Below are 12,642 nucleotides of genomic sequence, written 5' to 3' on the forward strand. Positions count from 1 at the left end.
AAAAAAACCCCAACACACAGCTGGGGTTAGGTTTTTCAAAAAAAGCTTTTTTTAGCAGAATTCTGCGTAAGCGTCCATGAGGTTTTCGGCAATCATCTCCGCCGGACGGCCTTCAATATGATGGCGCTCTAACATGTGCACGAGTTCTCCGTCTTTAAACAAAGCCATGCTTGGCGACGACGGCGGAAACGGAAACATATGCTGACGCGCAGCATCAACCGCTTCTCTATCTACTCCGGCAAAAACCGTAATCAATTGGTCTGGTTTTTTAGCTCCGTTTAAACTCATTTTTGCGCCCGGGCGCGCATTGCGTGCGGCACATCCGCAAACAGAGTTCACAACCACCAAAGCAGTTCCGGCTTGTTTCAAAGCGTTTTCAACATCGGCAGCGCTATATAAATTCTGAAAACCGGCGTCTGTAAGTTCAGCACGCATTGGGTTTACCATTTCTTCTGGATACATAGTTTTTAATCTTAAGTTATGCTGGGCAAAAATACAAACATTTTTAGTTGCGCCTGGGTCACAAACCATAAAGATTTGTTATAAATCGTCTGTAAATTATTTAAAAATCCGATGCACGAGCGCCAAGATAAACCAGCGTTTCGGGCAGCGCAAAATAATGTTCAAATCTTCGGCTAATGAACTTTCTTCGTCGAGAAATTTAAAAATAGGCTCAACTTGGCCGCGGCGGAACATACTCGCAAAAATGTGACTCCCGATTTGGTTTTTGTGGTACAAAATATCAATCAGCAACAAATCATACAACCAAAAGCGGTTCTTTTTGTGAAAGGCGCGCATATCCGTTTTGGATTTTAAAAACTGAGCGAGTTGCTTTGATTTTTTTAGTGTGTTTTTAAAGGTATAACCGGTACTGGCTTTGGTCCAACCACCGGCAGAACCTATGTGCAAAATGCGCTCTTGGTTGTGTTTCCAAAACGGGTAACACGTCATCGGAATGTTGCCTTGCTCGGTTTCAAGAATTTCAAATTCAGCGGCGCCGAGTTTTTCTAAATAAGCTTTTATTTCGGTTTCGTAGGCTTGTTTTTCGAGTAAATCAGCCGAGAACAAAGTATATTCTACCAGCGCTTCATTTTCAGACATTGGCAAAACATACATAAAACGAGTGTTGCCTTTTTGCGCCACCGAAAAATCCATAAAAGTCACGCAATCTGGCGTAAAAACGGGTTGTTCGGTTTTGACCAGCCAGCCCACAAAATGCTGTTGCACCAGCGGATATTTTTGTTGCGCGACAACCCTTTCTGGACGAAAAATCGAATTGAAAATATAGTTGCAAGTGTAGCTTCTGCTTTGGGTTTTTACCGTGCAATGTTGCCCCATTTGTTCAAAATCAATCACGGTTTCTTGCACAAAATCAATGTTCGGATGCTGCTGTATTTCATCAAAAACAAACCGATAAAAATCGGCACCGCGCAACATTTTATATTGGTAAGGCGCCAAGTCAAAAGTGCGACTAAAATGTTCATCGGCAAACAAAGCTTTGGGCCAAACGCGATGCGTTAGTTTTTCAAACTCATTTTGGCTGTCCCAAAAACACCAAGTTCGGTCGTTGGTTTTTTTGGCATCGGTATCCAAAAGCAAAATGCGCTTGTCGAGGTAGAATTCATCTTGCAACATTTCGTAAACGGTCATCAGCGCCGCCAAACCCGAACCGGTAAATATGTAGTGATAATGCTGCATCAAATTCTAAATGAAACGCCTAAAGCCGTGTAATACTCTGCGGTTACGCCGGCGATGCGTTTGCCCGCAGACAAATCTAACATAAAATCATCCGAAATCAAATAAGTAAATCCGCCGTCAAAACTGTGGTTGGCCGATTCAAATTGCGGCGCAAACCCAAAAACTTCAACATAACAACCCCAACTTTTTGACAGGCTGTAGCCCAAAGTAGCGGTGTACAGCCAGGTTCTGCGCAAATCATCAGCACTCCATTGCGCACCCAGATTATACCCCAAACTTAATTTTTCTGAAAGTGTGTGTTGCATCGTAAAGCGAAAATTCGGGCCGAGATGATTTGCTTTAAAATCAGCCGAAGCTATTTTGGGCATCACCACATGCGCAATCAAAGAAGTTTTTGGGCGTGCGTTTTTTTCATCGCACAAATTGATTTTAAAACCCAGCTGAATAGGCTGTAATCCTGAAAGATGCTCCGCGGGATAATTCTCAATGTTCCATTCGGTAATGAGTCGTAATTCCATTTTTTGGGTTAAACCATATTTAGACAAAGTTGATGGTATACTGTAGTTGTGGTGATCAACGTCTTTTTTATAGCTAAAACCCGACTCTATTTGGAATCGATTTTTCGGAACCGTGAAGGGCGTTTCGGTCTGGTCAGGGCGATCACATTGAATAGGCGATTGGCTCCAAAGATTCGGTGAAATCAAGAATAGTAAAATGTTTAGTTTGTTCATAAAATTAAATTTAGACAAACCTAAAAAAATATTTACTCAAGACAAATTAAAGTTTATATATTTGTCAAAAAACTACTATGAGCAAGTCATTAGAAGAAGTCAATGAGTCAGTAATGACTGATCAGAAAAGATCTGGATTCCGACGCATCCTCGCTTTTTTAGGCCCGGCGTATATGATCAGTGTAGGTTATATGGATCCAGGCAATTGGGCGACTGATATTGCCGGCGGAAGTCAGTTTGGATACACACTTATTTGGGTTTTGCTGATGAGCAATGTCATGGCGCTTTTGCTGCAAAGTCTGAGTGCGCGATTGGGCATTGTTACCCAGCGCGATTTGGCACAAGCCTCGCGTGAAACTTACGCGCCGTTTGTGAATTACATCTTGTATTTTTTGGCTGAAATTGCCATTGCTGCCTGTGATTTGGCCGAAGTACTCGGAATGGCCATCGGTATTAATTTACTTTTCGGGTTACCGCTGATTCAAGGTGTAATCATTACCGTTTTAGACACTTTTTTACTGTTGTTCTTGATTCACAAAGGCATCCGAAAAATGGAAGCTTTTATCATTGCGCTCATCATGATTATTGGCCTTTCGTTCATCGCCGAAATGATATTTGCACAGCCCGAACTCGGGAAAATGGCTTCGGGCTTGATTCCGAGTTTACCCAATGAAGCCGCATTGTATATTGCCATCGGAATCATAGGAGCTACGGTGATGCCCCATAATTTGTACTTGCATTCATCGCTGGTGCAAACCCGTAAATTCAATCGCAATCCGGAAGGTATCCGTCAAGCGCTCAAATACAATTTTATTGACAGTGCCATCGCGCTCAACTTGGCCTTTTTTGTCAATGCCGCGATTTTAATTTTGGCCGCCGCCGCTTTTTACAACAACGGACTTTATGAAGTAAGCGAAATTCAAGATGCGCACAAATTATTGGCGCCGATGTTGGGTTCAGAATGGGCGCCCATATTATTTGCTGTTGCTTTGATTGCTGCCGGACAAAGCTCGACCATTACCGGTACACTCGCAGGGCAAATCATCATGGAAGGTTATTTGAATTTGCGCATTCAACCTTGGGTGCGCCGCATTATTACACGCTTGATTGCTATTGTTCCGGCTGTAGTGGCCATTGTAGTTTTTGGCGAGTCCGTAACCGGAAAATTACTCATTTTGAGCCAAGTAATTTTGAGTTTGCAGTTGGGTTTTGCCATTATTCCGTTGATTCATTTTGTGAGCGATCCGGTCAAAATGAAGGGTTTTCAGATAGGCAAAATCACGCAAATTGCTTCGTGGATAGTTGCTTTGATTATAGTTTCGCTCAACGTTCGTTTGGTATATGACGAAATCTCGAATTGGCTGATGACTTCAGAAAACGCGACTTTGCTTGTTTTTACGGTGGTTCCGGCTGCCATTGGATTTTTGGTTTTGCTGTTGTACATCGTATTCAAGCCCTTCTTCTCGAAAGCAAAACAAAAAACATTCAACCATTCGCCGCATCATTTGTCCTTGACCATTGATACTCATAAAAATTATGCGCGCAAGCAAATTGCCATAACGGTTGATTTTTCGCAGGCCGATTCAAGAGCTTTGCAACACGCCATTGATTTGGGCGGAAAAGACGCTGAATATACGCTCATACACATTGTTGAAACCGTTGGCGCGATGATGTATGGCAATGATATTATTGACCACGAAACCACGGTGGATGAAAAGCTATTGCACGAATATTACCAAATGCTTACAGACAAAGGTTTTTCGGTGCATACCAAACTTGGCTTCGGCAAGCCTGGGCGTGCTATTTCAACCATTGTCAACCAAGGAGCATTTGATTTGCTCATTATGGGCACACACGGCCACCATACTTTTAAAGATTTGTTGCTCGGAACCACCGTTGATAAAGTACGACATGAAGTATCGGTTCCGCTGTATATTGTCAAACACCAAGATTGATTTATCTTTGAATTAAAATGGCCAAAAATGCCTACAAAAATGACACTTTCTGAAGAAAATTACCTCAAAACCATTTATCATCTTACCCAAGCAACCCAAAGCGAAGTGAGTACAAATGCTATTGCTGAAAAGATGGAAACCAAAGCGTCATCGGTGACCGATATGCTCAAAAAACTGGCGGATAAAAACTGGATTTTCTACAAAAAATACCAAGGCGTTTCACTCACAGAACAAGGTTTACTAGCGGCTAAAATGATTGTGCGCAAGCATCGTTTGTGGGAGTTTTTCTTGGTGGATAAACTGCATTTTGCGTGGGACGAAGTACATGATATAGCCGAACAACTCGAACATATTAAATCGGAACAACTGATTAATAAACTCGATGATTTTTTGGGGAACCCAACGCGTGATCCGCATGGCGACGCAATTCCAGACCGACAGGGCAACATCGTCGCTATTGAAAAAGTGTTGTTGTCAGAAGTTGCGCCCGGACAAGCGTGTCAATGCGTGGGCGTGAAAGATTCGTCAGCGGCGTTTTTGAAATATCTGGACAACCACAAAATTGCCTTGGGCACACCGATTAAAATCTTATCGATTGAAGAATTTGACTTATCTTTAAAAGTCAAAATTAATGAACAAACTCATGTCATTTCTAACAAAATTGCCCATCATCTCTATGTTAAGATTATTCAAGAGAAGTAATTTAGCACTGTTGATGCTGTGTTTGTGCGCATTATCAGCATCGGCACAAAAAAAGAAGAAAAAAACTTCGTTGCGCGACTTTTCAATTACGTATAAAACAACACTCAAAAAATCAGGCGCGCAGGTTTTTCTCAAAGAAGTCATATCAGATTCACGCTGCCCGGAAGGCTCAGAATGTATATGGGCAGGTGAGGCAGAAGTGTTGGTTTCGGTATATAAAAACGGAAAATGGACGGATGAAAAAATCATCACTTTTGCTGCTAAAAATATTGATGAAAATAAAACTTGGTTGGCAGAAACACTGTCCATTCCGGTTGAAAAAATAAAAAGTTTAAGCTTGCTTCCCAGACCAAAATCAGGCGTCAAGACTTCGCCCAAAAGCTATTCTATTTTTGTAGATATTCAATAATTAATGACAACCGCAATCGTCATTTGAGCAGTTTTTCTTTTTCTTGGGTTTGAAAAAAAACTTTTTGACCAAGAACAAAACAGCAGAAGCCAAAATCAAATAAGCTAAAATTTCTTGCATTATTACTGTAGAATTTGATAAGCTGATAGCGCCACTAAATAAGCCAAACCACTCATAATCAAAAGCTGAATCATGGGCCATCTCCAAGAGTTGGTTTCTTTTTTCACAATAGCCAAGGTACTGATGCATTGCATGGCAAAGGCATAAAACAACAGCAGCGATGCGCCCGAAGCCATGGTAAAAGTTGGTTTTCCATCGGGGCGAACCTCGCGTTTCATTTGCTCTTTAATGGTGGCTTCTTCATCGCTTTGATTGCCCACGCTGTAGATGGTGGCCAAGGTTCCGACAAAAACTTCGCGCGCGGCAAAAGAACTCACCACGGCCACACCGATTTTCCAATCATAACCCAAAGGTTGAATTACGGGCTCGATGAGTTTTCCGGCAATTCCGATGTAGGAATGTTCGAGTTTGTATTCGCCAATATGGTTCTCAAGCTGCGTATCATCTACGGAAGTGCCCTGATTTTCATACTTATTTTTGACAATCGATGCTGCATTTTCAAAATCGTTGCCCGGTCCGTGCGAACCCAAAAACCATAAGATTACAGATAGCGCCAAAATGATTTTTCCGGCGCCAAAAACAAACGATTTGGTTTTTTCGATCACATTGATAGAAACATTCTTGAACATAGGTAATTTGTAGTTGGGCATTTCAACCACAAAGTATGATTTACTCTTGATTTTGAGTACCTTATTCAGAATATACGCCGAGAGAATGGCCATACCAAAACCTACCAAATACAGAATCATCAAGGTTAATCCTTGTAAATTCACAATTCCTAAAACATACTCGTCAGGAATTACTAGGGCAATGATGATGGCATAAACGGGCAAACGCGCCGAGCAAGTGGTAAAAGGCGTGACTAAAATGGTAATGAGTCGTTCTTTCCAATTCTCGATGTTGCGGGTGGCCATAATAGCCGGAATAGCGCAGGCCGTGCCCGAGATGAGCGGAACTACACTTTTGCCCGAAAGCCCGAATCGGCGCATGATTTTATCCATCAAAAAAACCACACGGCTCATATAACCGCTTTCTTCAAGGATTGAAATGAACATGAACAAAAACGCAATCTGTGGTATAAAAATCAAAATGCCACCAATGCCCGGAATAATGCCTTCTGAAATCAGACTGGTCAAAACGCCCGGCGCCAAATGTTGGTTGGCAGAAGCACTGAGCGCGGCAAATGAGCTGTCGATAAAATCCATTGGAATCTGCGACCAATCAAAAATAGATTGAAAAATCACAGCCAAAATCATAAAGAAAATCACATAACCCCAAAATTGATGCATGAGCACGCGGTCAATTTTGCTGCGCCAGTCTTTGGCGTTGGCGGTGTCAATTTTTTGCCCTTCTTTGAGCACTTCATTGATGAACTGATAGCGTTTGATGGTTTCTTTTTGTTGTAATCTTTTTAAATCAGCGTGTGAACGCGTAAAACTGCTGTCGAGTTCTTTTCGTTCTAAATTTAAAAAGTTGACATCTTGGGTAATCACGAGCCAAAGTTTATAGAGCAATTGGTTCGGGAACGTTTTTCGCAGGCGATCAAAATACTCCGGATCAATACTCGAAGCGTTGACACACGGTTCGGTTGATAGTGATTTATAACTGACGATGAGTTCTTTTAAAGCTTCAATGCCGATGCCTTTGCGTGAACTGATGAGTGCGATTTTGGTTTTGAGTTTTTCTTCTAAAACCCCAATATCCAATGAAATTCCTTTGTATTGCATGCGGTCGGCCATGTTGATGACCAGAATAGTAGGAATTTCTAAATCTTTAATCTGGGTAAAAAGCAACAAATTGCGCTTGAGATTTTCTACATCGGCAATCACTACTGCTACATCCGGAAAAAGTTGGTCATTTTTATTGAGCAAGAGTTCAATGACCACATTTTCGTCCATAGAACTCGCGTTGAGGCTGTATGTGCCCGGTAAATCAAGAATGTTGGCTTTGATGTTGCCCGGAAGTTTGCAAAATCCGACCTTTTTTTCAACGGTAATGCCCGGATAATTTCCGACTTGTTGGTTGAGTCCGGTGAGTTGATTAAAGACAGAAGTTTTTCCGGTATTCGGATTGCCAATCAGTGCGACATTGATGGTTTGTTTACTTTTCATAACATCCGATTAAAGGCCATCAATTTCAATAATACAAGCCGTTTCTAACCGAATAGCTACATGCGCACCGTTGATATTCAAATAGAGCGGATCCCCAAAAGGCGCCACTTGAATGAGCTCAACTAAATTGCCCGGCAAACAGCCCATCTCGAGTAATTTGAGCGGAATAGCTTCAACATCAAAATCTTTGATGATGGCTTTTTCGCCTTTTTTAAGATGACAAAGATGTGTTTGCAAGTCTTATTTAGATTAAATTTAGATTGCAAAAGTAACGATTAAATAGAAAAGTGAAATGATAAAAATCAGTTTTATCAAAATTTTATTCCTCGGTGCAAAGCCAGTTGATATCGTCAATGAGCCGCTGGATTTCTTCTTTTTTGGTTCCGTCGTAAAATCCGCGTACGCGACGTTTGGCATCAACCAAAACAAAGTTTTCGGTATGAACCATATCATAAAGCTCAGAAGGCTTGCCCAATTTGACGGCTAAATATGATTTGCGCGCCATACTGTAAATGTCTTTTTTGTCACCGGTGACCAGATTCCATTTGGCATCAACCACGCCTTTTTCAAGCGCATATTTTTTGAGCACCGGAACGCTGTCAACATCCGGCATAACGGTATGCGAGAGAATCATCACCTTCGGATTCTTCAGAAAAGCTTTTTGTACATCGACCATATTTCGGGTCATAATCGGACAAATCGAACCGCAAGTAGTAAAGAAAAAATCAGCCACATAAATTTTTCCTTCATAGTCTTTTTGGGTGATGGTTTTGCCGTTTTGGTTGATGAATGAAAAATCAGAGATGGTGTGGTATTTTTGGACGTATTGAACCGTACTATCTACCATTTCTGGATTTACGTCGGCAGGATTGTAGATTGGAAGTGTTTTTTTGGGTTTGAGCGCCTGATAAAATAAAGCAATACATATAATAGATATAACCGCCATAATCCCAAAGAAAATGCGCAGTTTTTTAAAGAATTCAAGCATGTTTTAAAATTTGTAACAAAAGTATAAAAACCCGACCTATGCGCATTTAAAAAAATGAATAGATTTGCAACCATAACCAAACTTTAAATAATGAAAAAGCATACCCAAAAAACCTTGTTGTTGCTTACTTGCGGACTTTTGAGTTGGCAAGCATCTACGGCACAGCAAACGCCCAAAAGTAAACCGGGCATTAACTTAGATTATTTTGATAAAAAGACCAGACCGAATGATGATTTTTACCGTTATGTAAACGGAACATGGCTTGATAAAACGGATATTCCAAGCGACAAAACTTCTTGGGGTTCTTTTGAAGAACTATACGAAAACACCAACAAGGATGTAGCTAAAATTCTCAAAGAAGCTTCTTCAAATCCGTCATACAAATCAAATACAGACGAAGGTAAAGCCATTGCTCTATACAAAACAATCATGGATACTGTTGCCCGCAACAAAGCAGGTATAGATCCGCTCAAACCTTATTTAAATAAAATTGACGCGATCAAAAACATACAAGATTTGCAGAATTTTATTATTGAAATGCAACCTGAAGGTGGCGCCGGTTTTTTTGGAATTGCCATAGGAGCTGACGATAAAGACAGCAATAAAAATTCAATCAATTTAATGCCGGGAAGACTCGGGCTTCCGGACAGAGATTATTATGTTGCTCAAGATAAAGATTCACAAGAAAAACGCGACAAATATGTAGCACATGTGGCTAAAATGCTCGAATTCTTAAGCAAAGATGCCAATAGAAATACTTTGGCTGAAGCACGCGGCATTTTAGAAATTGAAACCGCTATGTCAGAGCCGCGTTTGGATAGGGTTGAGCGTCGTGATGCCCGCAAACAATACAATCCAATGACTTTGGATGAAATTCAAAAAATGACTCCGGCCATTGATTGGAAGAACTATTTCACCAAATTGGGCATTACAAAAGTTGACCAAGTTATTGTAACCCAACCGCGCTATATGCAAGCTTTGCAAACCATTTTTACCAACAACAAAGTTGATCAATGGAAGGCATATTTACGTTGGTCACTGCTCAATAGAACTGCAGGACAATTAGCTGAAAATGTTGGAAACGCGAACTTTGACTTTTACGGAAAAACACTCAATGGATTGTTGCAAAGACGTCCGCTTGACGAGCGAGCATTACAAACCGTTAATGGTTCTATAGGTGAAGCTTTAGGCAAACTTTATGTGCAACAAATGTTTCCAGCCGAGGCCAAAGTAAAAGCCGGTCGAATGATAAAAAACATCATCAGAGCTTACCAGGGAAGAATTGCTAAATTAACCTGGATGTCACAAGCAACCAAAGTTAAAGCTATTGAAAAACTCAATAAAATGACCATCAAAATTGGCTATCCTGACAAATGGCAAGATTATGCAACTTTGAGTATCGGTTCAGCTGATGAAGGAGGAAGTTATTTCAACAATATGACCAACTTATCAAAATGGGAATTTCGCAAAGACGTTAATAAACTAGGAAAACCCGTTGACAAAACCGAATGGCTTATGGCACCGCAATCGGTAAACGCATACTACAATCCTTCTTACAATGAAATTGTTTTTCCAGCGGCTATTCTGCAACCGCCGTTTTATGATTATCGTGTTGATGAAGCACTTAATTACGGAGGAATCGGCGCGGTTATCGGGCATGAAATCTCACATGGTTTTGACGATTCAGGAGCTCGATTTGATGCTAACGGAAACTTGGTTGACTGGTGGACAGAACAAGATTTAAAACAGTTTACCGCTTTAGGTGAAGCATTGGCTAATCAATATAGTGCATTAGAACCGCTTCCGGGCGTTCACGTTGATGGCAAATTTACTTTAGGGGAGAATATAGGTGATTTAGGAGGTGTAAATGCCGCTTATGACGGTTTACAGCTTTATCTTAAAGAGTTAAAAACCAAACCGGAATTGATTGATGGATTTACTCCTGAGCAAAGATTTTTCTTGTCATGGGCAACTATTTGGCGCTCAAAATCCAGAGAAGAAGCTATTAAAAGTCAGGTAAAAACGGATCCGCACTCGCCTGAAGAGTACAGAGGTTATGTGCCGTTAATCAACGTTGATGCTTTTTATGATGCATTCAATATCAAACCCGGAGATAAGATGTATATCGCTCCTGATAAACGCGTAAAGATTTGGTAAATAGAATTAACCTCGGTTTTCAAACCGAGGTTTTTTTATGCATTTTTCTTTTGTTTGCGCAGAGAATAATTTACGGCGTATAAACCAATTAGTATGATGATTCCGCCCAAGATAATTGAAAAAGTCAGCGGTTCGCCAAATAGCAAAGCGCCTAAAATAACCGCAACAATAGGGTTGATATAGGCATAAATACTGTTGAGTTCAGCCGGAAGGTTTTGCAAAGCATAGATAAAAGCGGCAAAAGTGAGTAATGAACCCACAATGACCAGATAAGCAATTGACCACCATGAAATAGCCGGAATCTCGCTTAGCGGAATGGTTGTTCCGGTTGCTCCAATTACCGAAAACAAAAATATGCTTGAGAGCAACATTTGCAACCCTAAACTAAAATATGGATTAAAACTCGCTGCTTTCTTTTTGGTATATAACATGCCAAAAGCCCATGTAAATGTGGCGGTAAGCGATAGTAAAATGCCAAATCTAAAATCAGCACGCAAGAAATCTTTCAGATGTTCAGAGAAAACGATACAAACACCGCCAAAACAAATCAGCATCCCTAAAATAGATAATCGGGCTAATTTTTCTCCGCGAAACAAGCTAATCAAAACTACCCAAATCGGAAAAATTGCTCCCAAAATTGCTCCAAGACCACTACTGATATATTTAACACCCCATGTACTGAGTCCGTTGCTGAGCACAAAATTCAACAAGGCCAAGATGAGAATGGTTTTCCATTGTTTGGTCTTGGGCCAAGGCTCTTTTTTAAGGACAAAAAACAATACATAAGCCAATCCGCCCAAAAATTGTCTGATGGCCACGAGCTGCATTGGTGGCATATGTTTAACGCCTTCTTTAGAGGCAATCCAAGTGGTTCCCCAAAAAAAACTCACCCAACACAAAGCCAATATTGGCCATCCAATACGGTTGACTTTTTGGTTAATCGCGCTATGGATTTTATGTTTCAAATTACAATTCAGGTTTTAAAAAGCGATAGCCCAATTGGGTTGTTAGTTTGTCACTGATAATAGTTTTGCCTTCAAACAAATCTTTTGTATTAAACATGGGTAAAGGCAAGTGGAGTTCGATAGCTTTTTGAGTGTAATATTGCTCACGTGTTGGATGAAAAGGCGCTACACCATGCAGAATTTCACCACTGATGTTTTGTTGAATAATCATCAGAATAATCTCGATACAATCATCTAAATGAATCAAGTTTACTACAGATTTCGGTGCCGGAACGTCTAATCTTCCTGAAAGAAATTTAACCGGATGCCTATCAGAGCCAATGAGACCTCCAAATCTTATAACAGTCGTTTTAACAGATGGAATTTTAAAAAACATTTCTTCAACCTCCAACAAAGCTTGACCATTTTCAGTGTCGGGCTTAGGCTTATCTTCTTCTGAAAAAACTTTTGCTTGATCCTGAAATACCGAGGTTGAACTCACAAAAATAACTTGTTCTATTGTGCTTTTTTCAATCAAAGCACAAAGGTTTTTCATCGATTGAACAAATTCAGCGGGCAATTGACGTCTCATAGACGGAGGAATATTGACCATCAAAACATCCGTTTTTCGTGTAAAGCCAACCCAATCACCGGTGATCTTTTGCGCTTCAATCTTGATCAGAAAAGGAATGATTGATTCAGCCTCGAGCGCGGTCAGTTTTCCTTCAGAAGTGGTCGCTCCATGCACGTGATATCCTTCGAGCAAAAGACGATGAGCCAATGGTCTTCCGAGCCATCCACATCCGAGAACACTAATTGTTTTCATG

General features: G+C 40.7%; 12 protein-coding genes. 4 read left to right on the forward strand and 8 right to left on the reverse strand.

The window, feature by feature from the left end; translation table 11 throughout:
- Positions 1-51: 51 nt before the first annotated feature.
- The 3 genes from KIH23_RS09820 to KIH23_RS09830 all read right to left on the reverse strand — a co-directional run bounded on the left by KIH23_RS09820 (position 52) and on the right by KIH23_RS09830 (position 2,429).
- On the reverse strand, positions 52-462 hold the full coding sequence (locus KIH23_RS09820) for a BrxA/BrxB family bacilliredoxin (RefSeq protein ID WP_213213311.1): 411 nt from the start codon (positions 460-462) through the stop codon (positions 52-54).
- A 96-nt stretch (positions 463-558) separates the two neighbouring features.
- Positions 559-1,698 (reverse strand): lycopene cyclase family protein, encoded by a 1,140-nt coding sequence (locus KIH23_RS09825; RefSeq protein WP_213213312.1) that lies wholly within the window; start codon positions 1,696-1,698, stop codon positions 559-561.
- Positions 1,698-2,429, reverse strand: coding sequence for a transporter (locus KIH23_RS09830; protein WP_213213313.1), 732 nt, complete (start codon positions 2,427-2,429; stop codon positions 1,698-1,700). The genes KIH23_RS09825 and KIH23_RS09830 overlap by 1 nt, the downstream gene beginning before the upstream one ends.
- Before the next feature lie 77 nt (positions 2,430-2,506).
- On the opposite strand from KIH23_RS09830, the gene KIH23_RS09835 reads away from it, so the two are divergent.
- The 3 genes from KIH23_RS09835 to KIH23_RS09845 are packed head-to-tail and all read left to right on the forward strand — an operon-like array spanning position 2,507 to position 5,495.
- Positions 2,507-4,384 carry an Nramp family divalent metal transporter gene (locus tag KIH23_RS09835; RefSeq protein WP_213213314.1) on the forward strand — a complete coding sequence of 626 codons (1,878 nt, stop codon included), beginning with the start codon at positions 2,507-2,509 and terminating at the stop codon, positions 4,382-4,384.
- A 39-nt stretch (positions 4,385-4,423) separates the two neighbouring features.
- Positions 4,424-5,086, forward strand: coding sequence for a metal-dependent transcriptional regulator (locus KIH23_RS09840; protein WP_213213353.1), 663 nt, complete (start codon positions 4,424-4,426; stop codon positions 5,084-5,086).
- A complete protein-coding gene (locus tag KIH23_RS09845; protein ID WP_213213315.1) occupies positions 5,061-5,495 on the forward strand; it encodes a hypothetical protein in 435 nt (144 codons plus the stop codon). Before KIH23_RS09840 ends, KIH23_RS09845 begins: the two co-directional genes overlap by 26 nt.
- 122 nt (positions 5,496-5,617) lie before the next feature.
- Here the strand turns inward: KIH23_RS09845 and feoB are convergent, their stop codons facing one another.
- The 3 genes from feoB to KIH23_RS09860 form a co-directional block, all read right to left on the reverse strand.
- On the reverse strand, positions 5,618-7,726 hold the full coding sequence (feoB, locus tag KIH23_RS09850) for a ferrous iron transport protein B (RefSeq protein ID WP_213213316.1): 2,109 nt from the start codon (positions 7,724-7,726) through the stop codon (positions 5,618-5,620).
- A gap of 9 nt (positions 7,727-7,735) precedes the next feature.
- On the reverse strand, positions 7,736-7,963 hold the full coding sequence (locus tag KIH23_RS09855) for a ferrous iron transport protein A (RefSeq protein ID WP_213213317.1): 228 nt from the start codon (positions 7,961-7,963) through the stop codon (positions 7,736-7,738).
- 82 nt (positions 7,964-8,045) lie between these two features.
- A complete protein-coding gene (locus KIH23_RS09860; RefSeq protein WP_213213318.1) occupies positions 8,046-8,714 on the reverse strand; it encodes an SCO family protein in 669 nt (222 codons plus the stop codon).
- A gap of 90 nt (positions 8,715-8,804) precedes the next feature.
- Between KIH23_RS09860 and KIH23_RS09865 the strand changes: the two genes are divergently transcribed.
- Complete coding sequence (locus KIH23_RS09865; protein ID WP_213213319.1) at positions 8,805-10,871, forward strand: M13 family metallopeptidase; 2,067 nt, start codon at positions 8,805-8,807, stop codon at positions 10,869-10,871.
- Positions 10,872-10,906: 35 nt separating this feature from the next.
- On the opposite strand, the gene KIH23_RS09870 is transcribed toward KIH23_RS09865, so the two are convergent.
- Both KIH23_RS09870 and KIH23_RS09875 read right to left on the reverse strand, forming a co-directional pair.
- Positions 10,907-11,836, reverse strand: a complete 930-nt coding sequence (locus KIH23_RS09870) for a DMT family transporter (protein ID WP_213213320.1) — start codon at positions 11,834-11,836, stop codon at positions 10,907-10,909.
- 1 nt (position 11,837) lies between these two features.
- Positions 11,838-12,641, reverse strand: a complete 804-nt coding sequence (locus tag KIH23_RS09875; protein WP_213213321.1) for an SDR family oxidoreductase — start codon at positions 12,639-12,641, stop codon at positions 11,838-11,840.
- Position 12,642: the final 1 nt, after the last annotated feature.

The sequence above is a fragment of the Flavobacterium sp. CYK-55 genome, from assembly GCF_018413465.1.
Classification (GTDB): domain Bacteria; phylum Bacteroidota; class Bacteroidia; order Flavobacteriales; family Flavobacteriaceae; genus Flavobacterium.

What these genes read in the sequence shown, in the direction of transcription:
- KIH23_RS09820 (WP_213213311.1), bottom strand. Translation starts at nt 462, where the DNA reads ATGTATCCAGAAGAAATGGTAAACCCAATGCGTGCTGAACTTACAGAC.
- KIH23_RS09825 (WP_213213312.1), bottom strand. Translation starts at nt 1,698, where the DNA reads ATGCAGCATTATCACTACATATTTACCGGTTCGGGTTTGGCGGCGCTG.
- KIH23_RS09830 (WP_213213313.1), bottom strand. Translation starts at nt 2,429, where the DNA reads ATGAACAAACTAAACATTTTACTATTCTTGATTTCACCGAATCTTTGG.
- KIH23_RS09835 (WP_213213314.1), top strand. Translation starts at nt 2,507, where the DNA reads ATGAGCAAGTCATTAGAAGAAGTCAATGAGTCAGTAATGACTGATCAG.
- KIH23_RS09840 (WP_213213353.1), top strand. Translation starts at nt 4,424, where the DNA reads ATGACACTTTCTGAAGAAAATTACCTCAAAACCATTTATCATCTTACC.
- KIH23_RS09845 (WP_213213315.1), top strand. Translation starts at nt 5,061, where the DNA reads ATGTTAAGATTATTCAAGAGAAGTAATTTAGCACTGTTGATGCTGTGT.
- feoB (WP_213213316.1), bottom strand. Translation starts at nt 7,726, where the DNA reads ATGAAAAGTAAACAAACCATCAATGTCGCACTGATTGGCAATCCGAAT.
- KIH23_RS09860 (WP_213213318.1), bottom strand. Translation starts at nt 8,714, where the DNA reads ATGCTTGAATTCTTTAAAAAACTGCGCATTTTCTTTGGGATTATGGCG.
- KIH23_RS09865 (WP_213213319.1), top strand. Translation starts at nt 8,805, where the DNA reads ATGAAAAAGCATACCCAAAAAACCTTGTTGTTGCTTACTTGCGGACTT.
- KIH23_RS09875 (WP_213213321.1), bottom strand. Translation starts at nt 12,641, where the DNA reads ATGAAAACAATTAGTGTTCTCGGATGTGGATGGCTCGGAAGACCATTG.